The organism is Mycoplasmatota bacterium, assembly GCA_018394295.1.
Lineage (GTDB): Bacteria > Bacillota_I > Bacilli_A > Haloplasmatales > Haloplasmataceae > JAENYC01.
This window is the reverse complement of the sequence record CP074573.1, coordinates 1222489-1240588: the sequence shown is the minus strand read 5'-3', so window position 1 is coordinate 1240588 and position 18100 is coordinate 1222489. Positions and strand designations below refer to the sequence as shown.

Sequence of the window (18100 nt, the reverse complement as noted above, 5' to 3'; positions counted from 1 at the left end):
TCACCTACATATTCCAAAATAAGTTAAGATACCAATGTAGAATATCATAACCATAAAAATAAGTACATAAACTCCCTAATCCTATAAATGGTCCAAATGGAATTGGATTATCTCTTTTAATGATTTTTAAACCACTTAAAGTTAATCCTATAATTGTCCCAAGTATACTTGCAAATAATAATGATATAAATGTCATTTTAACACCTATTACTAATCCTATTATACCATATAGTTTAATATCTCCGCCACCCATTACCTCTTGATTATATACTTTTCGTCCAATAAATGCGATCCAATACAATAAACCAAAGCCAAAAGCACCACCAATTAGGCTTTCAACATAAGTTGGAAGTCCAAAAGTCGAAAAATCAGAGGGTAATTTTATAAAGATACGAAGAATCAAAAACACAATAAGAAAGAAAAAAATAACTTTATCCTCTATTAACATATATTCTAAATCAGACACACTTATTATCACAATTAAACTAATAAGCAATAAACTAATAAAAAAATCACCACAAAATCCAAACATATAATAACTATAAACAAATAGCATAGCAGTTACTATTTCAAACAAAACATATTTTGTCGAAATACGCGTTTTACACTTTCGACATTTTCCCCCAAGAATAAAAAAATTAAGAATTGGGATTAACTCCCAAAAACTAAGTTCATGACCACATTTTGGACATGAACTACGAGGACGAATGATACTTTTACCATCACTTATTCTAAGACCGACTACATTAAAGAATGATCCGAAGCATGCCCCTATAATAAATATATAAATATAGATAAGTATCTTCATAATTTCACTTCCTTATATTAAAAAACCAAGACCAATTGGTCTTGGTTACAATTATTACTGTATATCTTTTCTAGTCCATGGATAATCATTTCCAGTACTTAAATCGTTAGTTCCATCAGTATATAAAACACCATCAATAACATAAGAACCATCAGCAACTGTAACTGATATAGTAATATATCCATATACAGCAGCTGCACCTAAAGGGTTTTTAGTTGGAACATCAGAACCTAAATCTTCAGTATCAGTTATTCCAGCAGCAGTAAGTGCTGTTGCAACTTCTCCGCCTGCATCAGTTCCAAAAGTATAAGTTACTGTAACATCTTCGTTATTAGCAACAGCTTCAGCCTTAGCTTGAGTAATAGAATAAGAAACAAAAGAATTTCCATTAGATACAAAAGCATCTTTTTTAGTATTATTAATAAGGTTGTTAACAGCTGGGAAAGCAATAGCAGCTACAATCCCTAAGATTATAATAACTGCTAATAATTCAAACAAGGTCATACCTTTTTTGTTTAACAATTTCATTATTTTCTCCTCCTAAAATTTTCAAAATTTGTCACCTTTTGGTTATAATAATTATATCATGTTTTTGAATGATGTACAATAATAAAGTATTATTTTTTAGCCTAACCCACCATCCATCATGCCAAACATTGGAAGCATAATCGATAATACGATAGTTCCTACAACTGTTGCTAAAATCATAATCATTAATGGTTCCATCATTTTCTTAAGTTTTTCTACTACCATATCCATTTCATTATCATAATATTCAGCGATACTTGCAAGCATTTCATCAAGTGTAGCGGTTTCTTCTCCAATTGCCATCATCGAGGCAAATACAGGGTCAACAGCCCATTGCTTTTCAAAAGCTTTACTTAGTGGAACCCCATTTTGAATATTAAGAAGTGCTCTATCTATAATTTCAATATAAATTTGATTTGATAATATATTTTTTGTGATTTCTAATGCTTCTATCGCATTTACAGAGTTATTCAGTAAAGTTGAATAGGTTCTTGCGATTTTAATAAGATTTCCTTTTCTTGATATTTGTCCAAAAATTGGAATTTTTAATGCTAATTTACTATAAAACATCTTTCCATCGGTACTACGATTATATAGTACCGCAAGAGTAGATATAAGTGCGAAAATAAGCAAGACAAAGATAAACTTAGTTTGCAGGAAATGACTGAAAGCCAACACAAATCGTGTCACACTAGGTAGTTCTTTTCCCATTTCAGAGAATGTATCTTGAAATTGTGGGATAACTGCAATCATTAAAAATGTCGTTACCGCAAAAGTTGCTACAAGTAGAAATATTGGATACATTAAAGCTGCTTTAATCTCACTACTTGTTCTTGTTTGTTTTTTATAATATAAGTGTAAATCATAGACAACTTCCTTCAAATTACCAATTACTTCCCCTACTCGGATCATTTCTATTAATAATTTAGGAAATACTTTTCTTTGTCTAGACATTGAACGATAAAGAGAACTACCATTTCTAATATCTTGAAGTACTTTAATTAAGTATTTCTTTAAATACTTGTTTTCTGATTGTTCAATGATAATCTTCAAACAATCGATGATACCAAGACCTGAATTTAATAAATTATAAAGTTGTGATAAAAAGAAAACAAGATCTTGTTTTGAGACACCCGATGTAATGGTGACTTCTTTTCCTTTCATGAAGCTAGTAAGCTTAATTTCAACGACTTCTAAAGGTACCATGTCATTCTTTTTTATTCTTCTAACACAATCTCCTTTATCCACTGCTTCCAAAATATCAGATACGACATAATGATCACGGTTTTTTGCCTTATAGCGATAAAAAGGCATAAGAATCACCTCCTATAAACTAATAAGTAACTCGTAAGACTTCTTCAGTAGTTGTAATCCCTTGAATTACTTTGTCAAAACCATCTTGAATTAGGAACTTAGTACCATTTTTAATGGCAGCTTTTTTAATTTCTAGTTCTGTACCATTACTATTAATAATATTTTTTATTTCATCATTCAATTCTAATATTTCAAATATCGCTATACGTCCTGTATAACCTTTAAAATTACACATCGGACAACCTTTAGGAACATATACTTTATCAATACTCATTCCTACATCTTCAAATAATTGTTTTTCACGATCAGTTGCTTCTTTCCATTCACCACATTCTCTACATGTCTTTCTTACTAAACGTTGTGCAACAACACCAGTAAGAGAAGAAGCAACTAAGAAAGGATCAATTCCCATATCCACAAGACGAGTTACTGTACCAATTGAATCATTGGTATGTATCGTACTTAAAACTAAATGCCCTGTAAGTGACGCTCTAACCGCAATTTGTGCTGTTTCTGTATCACGAATCTCCCCAAGCATTATAATATTTGGGTCTTGACGCAATATCGTTCTAAGTCCATTTGCGAAAGTTAATCCGATATCAGGGTTAACCTGTACCTGGTTAATACCTTTTAATTGTAACTCAACTGGGTCCTCAACTGTTATTATATTTACATCATCTTTATTTAATTCATTTAAACAAGCATATAAAGTTGATGATTTACCAGAACCTGTTGGTCCTGAAACAAGGATAATTCCATTAGAATGTTTTATTAATCGTTTGAATTTTTCATGATTATTTTCACTTAACCCCAAACGACCTAAAGAACCTAATGTATTTTTTAAATTTAGCAAACGCAACACGATCTTTTCTCCATTTACCGTTGGTAAAGTAGATACACGTAAGTCAAGTTGTGTATTTTCTATCATCATTTTAATTCGACCATCTTGTGGACGTCTATTTTCTGTAATATCAAGCCCTGAGATGATTTTAAAACGTGACAGTAACTGTTTTTCCATGATTTTTGGAAATCTTTTTTCTACACCTAAAACACCATCGACACGGAAACGGACGATTACTTCAGATTCTTGTGGGTCGATATGGATATCCGATGCATTTTGTTTAACAGCTGATAATAATAACTGATTAACTAAACGAATAAGTGGAGTATCATCTGCATCATTTCCACCTTCATCATCATTATTTTCATTATAATTTAAAATGATTTGGTCTAATGACCGATTGATTCCATAATATCTTGATATCGCTGTTTCAATTTCAGAACGAGCTGCCATCATTAACTTAACATTATAACTCGTAATTAAACGTAAATCGTCTACAACATAATAATTAAGTGGATCAGCAACCGCAACAATTAATTTCCCATCTTCAAAAGTGACAGGAACAACTAAATTTTCTCGTGCATATTCTTCAGATATTAGTCGTAAAATAGATTCATTTAAAGTATAATCACTTAAAGATATCTTTTTAACACCTAATTGAAGCTCTAAAGCTTCCATTACTTGATTTTCTGTAACATATCCGATTCTAATTAATGTATCCCCAAGTTTTTCATTTGGTTCTTTAACAGAAATCGCAAAATCAACTTGATCAGAGGTCACAAGACCGGTATCAATTAAAATATCACCAATTCTTTTCTTTAATCTTCTCATCCTATTCACCTACTCATCATTTGATGTTGGGTCAAACACTTTAAATATAGCATCTTTAGGCATATAAATGTCTTCAGATAATATTTGATTGACCTCTTTTAAACCGTTACTACCTGGGTAAGAAATTTTAGTTTTTCTTGCAACAATACTACGATAACCAGAATACCCAGCATCAACTAATTCTTTTTCTCCAGGAGATACATCATTACTAGGCCACAATGTTTCACCTTGAAGTATCTCTTTATGAACTGCAAAATAATGAGAATAAGTATTAATAAATGGTGTTCCATATAATTGGAATGTTAAAACATTTTGATTATGCTCATTTACATCATTATTAACTTCAATATAATATGAATAATTATTTGGGTTATTAAAAGTTAAATCCTTAAGATTTGAAAATGTGATTTCGGTAATCATTGTATATGGTTGATTTAAATCATCTACTCTATCTTCTGTTGTGAAATCATACCCAATATGAACATTTGCCTCTAATCCAGCTTGAGAAACAAACGCTGGTAGTTTATCACTAATATGCTTTGATATATTTTTGAAATTAGTATCTAATATTGTTTGGTAAATCCCTGTTGCGATAATGTTTAACTCATCTTCAGAAAAATACAAGTCATAAATTTCATTTACATTTTCTAATTTTGTTTCACTGATTTGATTATCTTCGTTACTATAAATCTCAATTAAAAAATCATTTAATGAAAATTGTGATTGTTCTTTGATTTCAAAAGGTTTTTTGATCATAAATTCTATTCTGTTTTTTAGAAATTCTGCCTGATTATAAATTAAAACTACAGGATCTCCTATAGGTGTTTCTTTTGCTGTTTCATCGTTAACAGCAATTCCTAAGTCAATGTATATCTCCTTAAATAAAAAACTGACATTCTTCAATACTTCACTTTTAATAATTTCAATATCAAAAGCTGAAAATTTTAAATTATCGTAATGTTCTGATAAAAGATTTTCAATGTAATATTCGTTTCCTTCAGAAAAATCCACTACTATTACATTAATCCCTTGATCATATTGCATTTTTTCTTTTTCTATTGCATTTTGTATTGTCTTATTTATATCAAAACGAAAAATACTTGGGTCTACATCAATTGTATAAGCCTGATTTTGATAACTTAGTTCAATCTTTAGATTTTCAGCATTTTTCCATTTGTTAATTTCTTTTCTTAAGGCATTTTCAGCTTGCCATGTATTCTTACCCCCAATATATACATACCCAACTTCTGTTCCATCGGGATAAGGTGTGATTCGATTATTATCTAATGAATAAAAGACTAACCAAATGGTAACACCCATTAAAAGGATAAATACAATAAATATCAAACTAACTAATTTTTTATTATTAGTCATTACCCGCACCTACTTTTCTACTTAAAAATATGATATAATATGTGTAATTATTTTAATTATACTATATTTTCTTTCTAATTTCTATAAAAAAGTAGGTGATAGTGTTGCAAAAAAAAATTATTAATAAAAATGGTGCCTCTTTGATAGAAATTGTCGCAACCATCACGATTGTTTCAATCGCATTAATCATGATTTACAACATTCTATCTTATAATATTCGACAAAATGGTATTAATCATGAAAGAATTATGAACGCTAATATCGCAAATGGCACATTAAGTTACATAATCAACAAGGATTTTTCAATTATTGAGAATCATTTAAAATCAAATACTGATCATTACGCTATAATTGATGAAAATAGTTGTAATGCCCTATTTTCTGACGATTTAGAAACTTGTATGGCTGTATTAAGTCCGGTAATTAATAGTAAAGAATATCACTCGGATAATTTATATATCTATTTATTACCTTTTAATGACCCTATCGCAATAAATGAATTAAAATCAACTCCACCACCAAATGCACCTCAAGTCTTAATTGATTATTTAGATAACTTAGATACATCACAATTTACAGAAGCTAATGTAAATCACAATGCTATTCGAGTTATTGTCATTACTGAATCGTCTATAAATAGTAAGTATGACTTTTTATTGAAGGGTGTGACGACTAAATGATTCATAATAAAAGAGGAGTTACTCTAATGGAATTACTCGCTTATTTAGCGATAATTAGTATTGTTGTTGTATTACTAACAGGAACGATGACTTTTGCGATACGAAGTTATGACAAAGTTAGCGGTCAAGGTGCTTTAAACTCACAAGCAAACTTTATTATGAGTAATTTAATGACACAGGCAAATGCATTTAATCCTGAATATATCGAATCATGTAGTGATGTCAAAAATTGTTTTGATCTTGTTGTTGAAAAAGAATGGAAAATTGATTTTGATACAGGTTTACTTGTCGAACAACCAGTTGATAAACGTATCCGAATTAGAATTGATGAAAATACAAAAAGTATTTATATAGGTGATATGAAATTAAATAGTGATAATTATGCCGTAGAGTTCTTTGAAATTGATGCAAATGGGGATTATGTCTTAGATGCTCACGGTGATAAAATACCATATGATTATATTAACTTTGATTGTAATGACCCTAATTATATAGGGATTTGTCAAAAATTTGTTTTGAAAATACGTCTAGCGATATATAAAATTAACGCTGAGGGGAAAAAGGTTTCAAAAACAATCGTTTATGAAAATCGATTCTCCTTCTAAAGGGATGATAGTATGTTAAATAAAAAAGGATATGTTATGGTCTATGCGATTGGTGTTATTGCCCTTTTAATGGTACTGACAGCAACTCTGACTAACATCACCATGACACGGTCAAATTGGACCAATAAACAAGTATATAATATCCAGGAATCCAGTTTAGCACGAACTCAAGTTGAAGCAGCTGCGAGTGATTTATCCGTTTACTTAGATGAATATATTAATGAATACAATAAATATTTATATGAGTTAAATGATGAATTTGAATCTATTTTTGTTGATATCGAAACTAGATATGGTGTGGAGATAAGAGATTTAACAAAAGACTCTTGTGTCTATCCTACTAACCCTGATTTAGATCCTTGTTATCCTATTCCTGAAGAAACTCCAGATAGTGATAAACATACCTATACCTATGCTTACGATATTGTTTATGAAGGTAAAAATTTAGTAGCTCAAAAAAGATTCTTTTTATCAATGATTCCATCATTTTTATATTTTGCTTTAGGTTCTAAAACTGATTTAACGATTAATGGCGGGGCCTATATTGATGGTGATATGTATGTTAATAGAAATCTATATTTATCTGATACAACCAATTACAAAGTAAATAGTATTATTAAAAATCAACCAACTTCGTTTTCAACCGTAAGTCCTATCACTAATTTGTACTTTAGTACCCCTACTTACAATTTGTATTCTTGTAGACAAACAGTAGAACAGTGTTATGATTTGTCTGGTGGTGTATTTCAAAAAAATATCGATACGTTTTTAAAAATGACAAATTCATTTGAATATTCAACTACTTTTGTTGAAGAACCACCGAAAGTTAAAACATACTCGGATAAATTTCTAGATGTTGATTTTGATGCTTCTTTTATTTATTATATTAATGATGCTATCGATGATAAATTTAGAGATGTGGATATAGATAATTTAGAAACTGAATTAAATACATTTGTCAGTGAAAATCGTCTTTATGTAGCCAATACAATTGAAGAAATAAACTTTCAAGATACACAATCGGTCCTAATAAAAGATCCTCCTGTAATAAAAAATGATTTAGCATTTAATAAAAAAGAATGGATAATAGTAGATGGTAATTTATCAATTGAAAATTATGATAATTCCAATCCACCAATATTTATTAATGCTAACTTTTTAGTAACAGGTAATATTACGATTTCAGGTAATGTTCAATTTAATAGTACATCTTATGTATTAGGTCATGCTGCGATACATAATGCAAATATTAATAATGAAAATGCACTTCCATCTGATAATCAACTTGTTTTACTATCGAAACAAGATATTCAATTTTCAAGAATTAATGAATTCTTAAATACATTTAGTGGGCTAGAAATAGATCCTATAACAGATGATATAACTATTCACCCTAATATAAGAGGTTTCTTTTTTACCGATAGTAATCTTCAAATTTATACTGTAAATTCATATTTAACAATAGAAGGTGGTATTTTTAGTAATGATACTACAAATCTTGAAGAAGATGTTAATGGAGACATGAACGTTATAGAAAATGTTTATATTACACAAACTGATTCCATTGGATTACTTATAAATGCTTATCGAGGAGAAGTTAATTCTAACCCTAGTCCTACTGATCCATTTAGTTTTAGTTATTCTGATTACTACAAAAAAGCTAGATTTATTATTTCACATAATTCTGATATCATCAGAACACAACCTAAAGGACTTCCTCTAAATAAACAACTAAATTATTTATTTGAAGATATCACAATAAAAAGGTTGTAATCATATGTTAACTAAAAAAAATACCATTCAAAATGAACTCATTTTTAGTACTTTAGATGATTTAGTACCACAATCTCATTTAGTAAGAAAATTAGATAAAATTGATTATTCTTTCATTTATGATGAAGTAAGTCATTACTACTCAGAAGATGGAAGACCTAGCATTGATCCTGTCATTTTATTTAAAATTATCTTAATTAAAAATATATTTGGGATTAAATCAATACGTCAAGCCTTAAAAGAAATTGAAGTTAATCTAGCATACAGATGGTTTTTAAATATTCCATTATCAAAAAAAGTACCTAGTTATTCTGTCATTTCTAATAACTTTAATAATCGTTTCAATAAGGATATTTTAAAAAAAATATTTAAAGTAATTATCACAAAAGCTATAAATAAGCAAATCATTCCTGAGAAAGATCTAAAGTTTATCAATATTTATTATAAATTAAGAAAAAACAAAGTTACTAATAAATTATCTATTGAAACAGATGAAGAAAGTTTATATGATCAAACATTAGTATAATAAGACCACCAGCTAAAGCTGATGGTCTTTATTGGTTCTATAAAAGCATACTTAAAAGTACTAATTGTAAAAGGGAGAATTTTATTCTCCCTTTTAGTATTCTATTAGTGATTAATGGGTATTATCTCCTTTATCAATATTAGGATCTACAATTTCACGAATCGTTAATACATAAGTATCAGTAATGGTTTTAACCACTTCTCCAGCTCTATTTAATTGCTTAATGGTTACATGAACTGTAATATTACCATATTTATCAACTTTTGTATTAAATGTGTTAGTGATTGGATCAAAATACTCTAATATGTCATTTGGATCATCAATTGTAAATTCCATCACTACATCTTCACTTGATAATGAATCTGGATCTAATTTAATGAAGTTTTCAAGGTATTGTTTATATCCTTGATATATTTTAATACTATCTAAATTAGGATCAAATCCAGAATTATCCCCTATATAATCATATACTTTTACTAATAATTGAGCACTTTCATTATTTGGTAATACTGCATCGATGACAACTGTTCCAGGTTTATGTGCCACTAGACTTCCATTGACAATTGATGCAATCGTATCATCATGTGAAATGAATACAACATCACCAAGAGTATAACTTGAAATAAGTCTTACATTATTAATCATGTCATTAGCAGTTATCATTTCATCTTTAAATAATGACATAAAGTAATCGTTGAAATAAATTTCAGCTACTTCGTTGACTACAATTGAGATGACAGTACTTACTTCATAACCATCTGAATCATAACCATAGAATCGATAATGTGCGTAACCTTTCTCCAATCCTGTAATAATAAATTGATTATTAAGTCTAGAAATTTGTACAACATTTGCTGAATCTGTTTGTTCAATTAATTCAAATTTAATATTCTTAGTATCAATTATAAATGGTAGAGTAATAGATTCATCAACGAATAGAGATTGATCATCTAAATCAATAGTTGTTATTGGTACATAAGATAAAACTAAGAAAGATTTTCTAACAACATTTCCAAAGATATCTTCCACTACTATTTCTACATATTGTTCACCAATACTATTTGCTTCTAATATATTACCATCTAATTCAAGTACAGTTCCAATTGTATTGAAATTAATTGATTTAACCATTGCTTCATCACTGATAATGAATTTTTTCGTTAAATCACTAATTCTATCTTCTCCAAATGGAATAAATAGATAATCTTCAAAAATTGGCGTTACCATAGAACTATCTAATGGTTTAATCGCATTAAATGTAACATTACTATTTTGAATAGTTGCGCTATCTGAACCAATACCATCAAATGTTAAGGTTGCTGGTTCAAATGTATAATCTCCTGTTTCTGTTACAATAAATGGTACAGTAAAGTTGAGTGGTATATACGAATCAGGTACATAATAATTACCTACTAATGTGTAAGTGAAATTACCTAAGTATTTAGAAATTGTTTTATCAGTTATTGTGTAGTTAGGATCATCGATTATTATATTATCAGGTACTTCTTGGCTAAACATCATATTTTCTATAATAATTTCTTCTGGTAATTTAGAAACATCTAAACCAGTTACATCAATATTATTTAATTCAACTCTATAATTATTCGTATAACTATGTATATTATTCACTTGAAGATATTTTTCACCCTCATGTACTGTTGGAGAATTTAATACCGTTGGATATAATGTAACATTGTAAGTATCTAAATTACCTACAAATACATAGAACCCATAAGTATGTGTTTCATGTTCATCATTCTCAATTTCAACATAAATATAAACTTGTTGTATCGTGTTAATATTTGGTGAAGCAAAATTACTTAAGTCAATATCAATTAATTGATTATTAGTAATAGTATCAGTCTGTATTTCATTTGAATCTGCGTATAATGTGTAATTATATGTATTATTTTTATTACTAAATATACTAAATGAAAATTGTACGTGGTCATTAACATCAATCAACATATTTTCAAAAGTATTTGTGTTTTCAATTGAGAAGAAATCATCAACCTTTTGATCTTTTGCTTTATATTCTATATAAGAATTAACAATTGAGTTAACTAATAACTTATGTTCAATATCTTTATAAACCTTAAATGAATTATTACCTACATTTAAATAAATTACATTATCATGTTTCATATAATAGAAGTTATTATACGAATCAAAACGGTCATACAATGGATTGTCTGAATTATACATGTTCATTAATGGAACTAAATCTGGATTATTTAAATTAACTTGATATTGTTCATTTAATGCATAATTCAAATCCTCTGGTACAAGTAAAGCTTCATTATTCATGTCATAAGGATATAAAGTATAGTTACTCTTATTAACAATTTGAAGTTTATTTACATTATTATTTAGTTTATATAAATCAGTACGATAACTATCTAAAGATAAATCATCTTGGAAATAATTCACCCATTTTTGATTACCTTTAGTTACAGAACTTGTAAAGATAACAGGTTTTCCATTGTTAATTTGTTCTTGGATTGAATTGTAAACATGTGTATTCATACCTTTATCAAATATATCCTGTCCTAAAAGGATAACATCATAATCATCCATTACTGTATAATGTGAACATTCCCATTTTCTGTAATTATTTTTACTAAAATCTTTTATATTACAGCGATCCATAGTTATATTATAATCACCATTATTTTGAAAGTACTGATAATATAAATCATCATCTAGTAAACCATCCATCCAATCAACCATTTGAGAAACAACATTTAAAACCTTTATTTCTTTATATTCTCCCTTAACCTTAAAAGAACCATTATAAAGTGAAGTTTTATTTTCGGTATTTACAACTATTTTATACCTTAAAATTCCACTATAAGTAGTTGGAATTTTATATTCAAAATCAAAAACACCGTTTTGAATAAATATCGTATAAGCTAGTTCATCTTCTTCAAATATCTCATTTTGATTGATATCTATATAAAATAACAAATCAGCCAGTTCTCTATTGGTAAGTTTCAATTTAAAATCAATTACTTCATTAGCAAAATAAGTATGTGTTGGATCCTCATCAAAATCGATTGGCTTTTCAATAAATTCAATATTTGCTTTATCAGATAACAACTCAGTTATTTTCATAATTGATAGCGTTGTATAAAAATCAATATTACTATTTTGCTCAGTTGCATTATAATTTAACATGTATAAATTACTAAAGGTTTCATTAGGATGTGTATTTTCTAAATAATCAGTGAATGATTTTGCGTCGTCGTTAACAAAAACTGGTAAGCCTTTTAGTAAGTAATCATTTATTATTTCTTCTGCTTTTAATTCTGTAATTTCATTAAGAATATCTCTTGGTACATAGTCTGGACTTCGTTGATCATTATGAAAATATCCATGGTAGGAAATAAACCCACCTTCATCAATTGAAATTCCGTACCCTTCTTTATGTCCTCTACGCCAGTGACCACGATGTTTTTCACGATGATTGTAAGAATCATAACTGATTCCAAAGCAACTTTGATAACCATCTAAGAAACCACCTTCATAGACTAAATTACCATTATGATAACGTTTCCCATGTCCGTGGAATAAACCATTTTTAAATTCACCTTCATACTCTACATTTCCGTAGGCATCATATAATTTTCCGTAACCATGGTATTTATTATTTAACATATATCCTTGATAAATAAATCTATGTGCTTTACCATATATATTTTTATAAATTACATCAGAATAATCAAAACTAAAATCACAACTTAAAACTTGTTCCTCAGAATAGTCTCCTGCTGAAAATAAAATTGCATCATATTTTCCATCAAGTTCATCTCGATTATCGACAAACTGTTTAACTGTCATAACGTCTAAATTAAAATTTGGCATATTAGCAATAAAGTTTTTGTCTGTATAATCACTTCGAATGGTTATCGCTTGATAGATATCTTTAATTTCATTTATATTATATTCTAAATCACTTATTTCAGATATATTGTCAGTATAATTTCTTGGTGTAATTTCTAATATACGATAATTACTCTTTCCAGGTACAAGATTATCAAATTGTAATGGGTCTATATTAAAATTAGAAAAGCGATTTTTAATAATTGACTCAATTGTCTCATTATAATTATCTTCTGTTACAATACTTTTTAAGTATTCTTCATAATCAGTTGTTTCCTCAGCATCAACAAAAATCATTTTCAACGGATTATTTATCAGTAATAGAGATATGAATAATAAGATAACACCGAATAAAAGAAGCTTGGTATATTTTTTCATATACTCACCACCCAATCATATTTTTTATTCTTTATAATATTATACTATAAATTTCTTAAAAAGATAAATATATTTAGTTAAATATTATAATTTATTAGCGATTTCAGTATATTCTGGTGTATCTGGATAAAGATTAGCAAAATCTAGGGCGTATTCCTTAGCTGTAATACCATCTTCATCTTCTATTAAAGGATCAATTGATGAATTTTGTAGTAAAATGTCTACCGCTTCTACATTCGTATATTCGACACATAAGTGAAGAGCGGTTTGTCCATAATCATTTACCGCATTTATATCTAAATTAGGTAAATTCAATAGATAGGTAATTGTTTCTGTTTGCATACCCATAATAGAACTCATTAAACAGTTGTATCCATCTTCTCCTTTATAGTTAATATCTGCTCCCTTAGAAACCAATTTTTTAATAATATCTAAATTTTCATGTCCTAATCCGCAAGCATAGGTTAATGCTGTTTCACCATTATATTCTTTATCAATATCTCTTACATATTTTAGGATTTCCGTTACTATGACCACATTATCTGTTGTAATCACATCCATTAATAGTGAAGCTCCACTAGAATCTGGTTTTTCTATCTCATCTTTAACCTGTTCGATTAATGTTACTGAGATATTGTTTATTAAATCATAATTGAAATCTTCATTATAAGCAATAATGCTTCTTATAGTATCAATATGATTATTATCTACTTTCGATAGGTCAAATCCATTTTCAATAATTTTTTGTGCATTTTGTAAATCATTTGCATCGATTAAAATTTCAAGTGGAGTTCTTCCTTTTTCTTTTCCATCTGGATAAGCAAAACTTAAATCTCCTCCATCATTGATATATTTAGTATAAGTTTCATCATCTCCATTTAATATTGCTTCATAAACATCATCGATTTTAATCTCAGTTGTTGTTGTTTCTTCTTCAGGTGTATTATAAAAATATGTATACGTTAAAATCCCGGTCGCTGTTAATACAATAAAAATAGTTCCGTATAATAAAATTTTTAAAATATTATTATTCAATATTTCACCCTCTTTTTGTTATATATATAAACATACTTGCATTATATTTACATATATATATTACTTTTTATTATATAAAAAAAACAGATAATTTACAATATTATACAGGTAAATTATCTGTTTTATTTATATTTTTTTTAAAATTCCGTCTATTTTGAACAATTTATTGCGAAAATTTGTGATTTCTTCTAGGTAAGGTGGCAATGATTTTTTATCTTCAATAAGAATATGAGGCGTTTCTAATATTTTAGGAACTTTTGTAAAATCAGGATGATGTACAATTTCATTTAAAGAATCGAACCCTATATGACCAAAACCTATATTTTGATGTCTATCTTTTCTAGCGCCACTTGGATTCTTACTATCATTTATATGAAAAACAGAAATTCTATTTTTACCAATAATTTTATCAAAATCATTAATCACTTGTTCAAAATTTTCTTTAACTGGGTAACCATAGTCATGGGTATGACAAGTATCAAAACAAACACTTAAACGTTCATTATGGGTCACTCCTGTAATTATATTTGCCAATTCTTCAAAACTCTTACCTACTTCTGTACCTTTACCTGCCATGGTTTCTAAAGCAATTTTTACATCTTTATCAAATGTATTTTCAATAACTTGATTCAAGCCTTTTATTATTCGATTAATCGCATCTTTTTCTCCTGAACCTACATGAGCCCCAGGATGTAGAACAATTTGTTTTATTCCTAAGGCATAAGTTCTATTAATTTCACTTGTTAAAAAATCAATCGCGAATTGATGTTTAACAGGGTCTGGGTTAGCTAAATTCATAATATAAGGAGCATGAACAACGATATCATCAAGAGCTATTTTATTTTCATTTAATAAAACATGTGCTTCTTTAATCTTCATTTTATCTAATGCTTTACGTCTAGTATTTTGTGGAGCACCGGTATAAATCATGAAGGCGTTGGCCCCATATGATAAAGCTTCCTTAACACTTCCTAGAAACATATCATTTCCACTCATATTCACATGTGAACCTATTTTAATCATCTTATCACTAGCCTTTCACATAGATTACTTTCTATTTTTTAATTTCCTTTTAAGCTTCTTTTTATAATTTGGTTTAACTTTCTTTGGCTTTGGTGTTTTTACTTTGACTTGTTTATTAATAACTTCTTTTATAAATTCCTTTCGTCTATTTCTTGATTTTGTTTTCACAATCTCACCTTTTTTAACATCTACTTGGTTAAACTTAATTTGTTTACTCTCTAATTTATTTAGGTAAAAATCATCATCAAAATCATAAAAAGAATAAACTACTCCTGATAGATTATTGCGTGAGGTTCTCCCACAGCGATGAATATAAAACTCTTCATCAAGTGGTAATGAATAATTAATAATATGCGATACACCTTCAATATCAATACCACGTGCAGCAATATCTGTAGCTACAATATAGGTATACCGTAAATCACGGATGTCCCGCATCATCCTAGCTCTTTCACGACTAGTTAAGTCACCATGAATTTGACCAACTTTAAAATTATTTTCTGTCAAAAATGTCGCTATTTCAGCTACTTCTTTTTTCGTATTAGCAAAAATAATAGCTAAATAGGGGTTTTGTGTATGCATTAAATTAAGTAATAGTTTATTTTTATTTTTTCCTTTTGTTTTAATTAAATAATGTGTTAATTTTAATGGTGTTAAATTTCCTTTGATTAGATTAATATAGATTGGTTTATTCATATATTTATTTAAAAACGGTTTCAACCCATCTGGGATAGTCGCAGAAAAAACACACATTAAAAGATTATCTGGCATAGTTCCTGCAATATTATCGATTTCTTTTAAGAATCCTGATTCTAAGGTCATATCAGCTTCATCTACAATAAAATATTTCGTTTGGTGAATTAGCAATTTCCGTTCTTTAATCGCGTAATCCCATAAGCGACCAGGTGTTCCAATTACTATATCCGGTTGATTACTATTTAACCATGATAATTCTTTTTCTCGATCAGTACCACCAACATATAACTTAATTTTATATGGCTCTTCACTATACTTTGCAATATCTATTGCCATATCATATATTTGTTTAGCTAGTTCTCTGGTTGGTGATGTAATTACAACTTGAACCTTTCCTAATGGTTCTATTTGTTGAAATAGTGGCAATAGAAAAGCATGTGTTTTTCCAGAGCCGGTTTTAGATTGTCCAACAACACTTTTATTATTTAATATAAGCGGAATAACTTCCTTTTGAATAGGTTTAGGACTCGTAAAATTAAGTGATTTTAAAGCTTCATTTATAAAAGGTTTGAAATGAAATTGTTCAAAACTCATATTTGACATCTCCTTTAATTATTGAAAAAACATAATCTTCAAATTTTTCATATTTTATATATTATTTTCTTTATAAATAATTTTGTATATGATTTATTATTTTCTTAAAAAATAATTTCGAATTTGTTTTATTATTTTCTTTAAAATAATAATTTTATCTTAACTTATTATTTGATAAAAATCAATTTTTAAGTATAATAAATATAGGTGATATAATGAAAGTAATTAAAATAACCCCACGAGGTTTTTGTTTTGGAGTTGTCAGTGCGTTAAAAATTGCAGTCGATGCTGCCTACGACAAAACTCTACCTCGACCTATTTACATATTAGGTAATATTGTTCATAACCATTTTTTATCTGAAGCTTTAAGTGAAATTGGTTTAATCACAATAGATGATAAATCAAAAACACGATTAGAATTACTTGACCTTATTGAACATGGTACGGTGATATTTACAGCACATGGTGTTAGTGATGCCGTAATAAAAAAAGCGCACAATAAAGGTTTATATTTGATTAATGCAACATGTAAATTTGTTAATAAAACGAATGATTATATTAAAGCAAAAATAAATGATAGTTATGATGTTATTTATATTGGTAAGAAAAATCATCCTGAACCAGAAGGTGCAATGGGCATCAATCCTAAAAAAGTTCATTTAGTTGAGAATTTAGAAGACATTAAAAATTTACAAATAAATAATAAAAATATATGTATCACAAATCAAACAACGATGAGTTACTGGGACATTGAACATTTAGCAAAAAAAATACAAGAAATGTATCCATCAGCAGAATTTTCAAATGAAATATGTAATGCAACTCAAGTAAGACAAGCAGGTGTACTTAAAAATACAGTTTCAGCTGATATAACAATAGTCGTTGGAGACCCTTTAAGTAATAATACAAACAAATTAGCATATATCTCAGAAACAATGGCCAAAACAAAATCCTATTTAGTAGAAAGTGTTGAAGATATTAAACCTGAATGGTTGAAAGATTGTCAAACCGTTGCGGTTACTAGTGGTGCTTCAACACCAACTGCAATCACAAATGAAGTGATTAGATTTTTGGAGAAATTTGATTATCAAGATGAATCAACTCATTATCAAAAATCACATTTAAACCATCTCAGCATTTTACCTAATATAAATAAAAAATAAAGTTCAAAGCATCTCTTTGAACTTTTTTTTATTTTCAAAAAACAATGAT

General features: G+C 28.2%; 14 protein-coding genes. 5 read left to right on the top strand and 9 right to left on the bottom strand.

Going from position 1 to position 18100, the window contains the following annotated elements:
* Window positions 1-4: 4 nt before the first annotated feature.
* From KHQ81_05655 to KHQ81_05635, 5 genes are all read right to left on the bottom strand, one after another.
* On the bottom strand, window positions 5-808 hold the full coding sequence (locus KHQ81_05655; GenBank protein QVK19185.1) for a prepilin peptidase: 804 nt from the start codon (window positions 806-808) through the stop codon (window positions 5-7).
* 54 nt (window positions 809-862) lie between these two features.
* The gene (locus KHQ81_05650; protein ID QVK19184.1) at window positions 863-1336 is read right to left on the bottom strand and encodes a prepilin-type N-terminal cleavage/methylation domain-containing protein; all 474 of its coding nucleotides are present in this window, start codon (window positions 1334-1336) and stop codon (window positions 863-865) included.
* A 96-nt stretch (window positions 1337-1432) separates the two neighbouring features.
* On the bottom strand, window positions 1433-2650 hold the full coding sequence (locus tag KHQ81_05645; protein ID QVK19183.1) for a type II secretion system F family protein: 1218 nt from the start codon (window positions 2648-2650) through the stop codon (window positions 1433-1435).
* A 19-nt stretch (window positions 2651-2669) separates the two neighbouring features.
* Window positions 2670-4322, bottom strand: coding sequence for a type II/IV secretion system protein (locus KHQ81_05640; protein ID QVK19182.1), 1653 nt, complete (start codon window positions 4320-4322; stop codon window positions 2670-2672).
* Between the two features lie 9 nt (window positions 4323-4331).
* Window positions 4332-5696, bottom strand: coding sequence for a hypothetical protein (locus KHQ81_05635; GenBank protein ID QVK19181.1), 1365 nt, complete (start codon window positions 5694-5696; stop codon window positions 4332-4334).
* Between the two features lie 104 nt (window positions 5697-5800).
* On the opposite strand from KHQ81_05635, the gene KHQ81_05630 reads away from it, so the two are divergent.
* The 4 genes from KHQ81_05630 to KHQ81_05615 are packed head-to-tail and all read left to right on the top strand — an operon-like array spanning window position 5801 to window position 9280.
* Window positions 5801-6376 carry a hypothetical protein gene (locus KHQ81_05630; GenBank protein ID QVK19180.1) on the top strand — a complete coding sequence of 192 codons (576 nt, stop codon included), beginning with the start codon at window positions 5801-5803 and terminating at the stop codon, window positions 6374-6376.
* A gap of 26 nt (window positions 6377-6402) precedes the next feature.
* Window positions 6403-6981: a hypothetical protein gene (locus KHQ81_05625; GenBank protein QVK19179.1), complete on the top strand. Its 579-nt coding sequence runs from the start codon at window positions 6403-6405 to the stop codon at window positions 6979-6981.
* Between the two features lie 12 nt (window positions 6982-6993).
* A complete protein-coding gene (locus tag KHQ81_05620; GenBank protein QVK19178.1) occupies window positions 6994-8754 on the top strand; it encodes a hypothetical protein in 1761 nt (586 codons plus the stop codon).
* A gap of 4 nt (window positions 8755-8758) precedes the next feature.
* A complete protein-coding gene (locus KHQ81_05615; GenBank protein QVK19177.1) occupies window positions 8759-9280 on the top strand; it encodes a transposase in 522 nt (173 codons plus the stop codon).
* 111 nt (window positions 9281-9391) lie between these two features.
* Here the strand turns inward: KHQ81_05615 and KHQ81_05610 are convergent, their stop codons facing one another.
* From KHQ81_05610 to KHQ81_05595, 4 genes are all read right to left on the bottom strand, one after another.
* A complete protein-coding gene (locus KHQ81_05610) occupies window positions 9392-13540 on the bottom strand; it encodes a hypothetical protein (protein QVK19176.1) in 4149 nt (1382 codons plus the stop codon).
* Window positions 13541-13624: 84 nt separating this feature from the next.
* Window positions 13625-14575: an ankyrin repeat domain-containing protein gene (locus KHQ81_05605; GenBank protein ID QVK19175.1), complete on the bottom strand. Its 951-nt coding sequence runs from the start codon at window positions 14573-14575 to the stop codon at window positions 13625-13627.
* A gap of 126 nt (window positions 14576-14701) precedes the next feature.
* On the bottom strand, window positions 14702-15598 hold the full coding sequence (locus KHQ81_05600; protein ID QVK19174.1) for a deoxyribonuclease IV: 897 nt from the start codon (window positions 15596-15598) through the stop codon (window positions 14702-14704).
* 24 nt (window positions 15599-15622) lie between these two features.
* The gene (locus KHQ81_05595; GenBank protein ID QVK19173.1) at window positions 15623-16888 is read right to left on the bottom strand and encodes a DEAD/DEAH box helicase; all 1266 of its coding nucleotides are present in this window, start codon (window positions 16886-16888) and stop codon (window positions 15623-15625) included.
* A gap of 215 nt (window positions 16889-17103) precedes the next feature.
* Between KHQ81_05595 and KHQ81_05590 the strand changes: the two genes are divergently transcribed.
* Entirely contained in the window at window positions 17104-18051 is a 948-nt protein-coding gene (locus KHQ81_05590; GenBank protein ID QVK19172.1) for a 4-hydroxy-3-methylbut-2-enyl diphosphate reductase, read from the top strand.
* The last annotated feature ends 49 nt before the right edge of the window (window positions 18052-18100 follow it).

Coding starts and splice junctions, on each gene's coding strand:
- KHQ81_05615 (QVK19177.1), top strand. CDS start 8,759: ATGTTAACTAAAAAAAATACCATTCAAAATGAACTCATTTTTAGTACT.
- KHQ81_05655 (QVK19185.1), bottom strand. CDS start 808: ATGAAGATACTTATCTATATTTATATATTTATTATAGGGGCATGCTTC.
- KHQ81_05595 (QVK19173.1), bottom strand. CDS start 16,888: ATGAGTTTTGAACAATTTCATTTCAAACCTTTTATAAATGAAGCTTTA.
- KHQ81_05635 (QVK19181.1), bottom strand. CDS start 5,696: ATGACTAATAATAAAAAATTAGTTAGTTTGATATTTATTGTATTTATC.
- KHQ81_05610 (QVK19176.1), bottom strand. CDS start 13,540: ATGAAAAAATATACCAAGCTTCTTTTATTCGGTGTTATCTTATTATTC.
- KHQ81_05590 (QVK19172.1), top strand. CDS start 17,104: ATGAAAGTAATTAAAATAACCCCACGAGGTTTTTGTTTTGGAGTTGTC.
- KHQ81_05650 (QVK19184.1), bottom strand. CDS start 1,336: ATGAAATTGTTAAACAAAAAAGGTATGACCTTGTTTGAATTATTAGCA.
- KHQ81_05640 (QVK19182.1), bottom strand. CDS start 4,322: ATGAGAAGATTAAAGAAAAGAATTGGTGATATTTTAATTGATACCGGT.
- KHQ81_05645 (QVK19183.1), bottom strand. CDS start 2,650: ATGCCTTTTTATCGCTATAAGGCAAAAAACCGTGATCATTATGTCGTA.
- KHQ81_05625 (QVK19179.1), top strand. CDS start 6,403: ATGGAATTACTCGCTTATTTAGCGATAATTAGTATTGTTGTTGTATTA.
- KHQ81_05600 (QVK19174.1), bottom strand. CDS start 15,598: ATGATTAAAATAGGTTCACATGTGAATATGAGTGGAAATGATATGTTT.
- KHQ81_05620 (QVK19178.1), top strand. CDS start 6,994: ATGTTAAATAAAAAAGGATATGTTATGGTCTATGCGATTGGTGTTATT.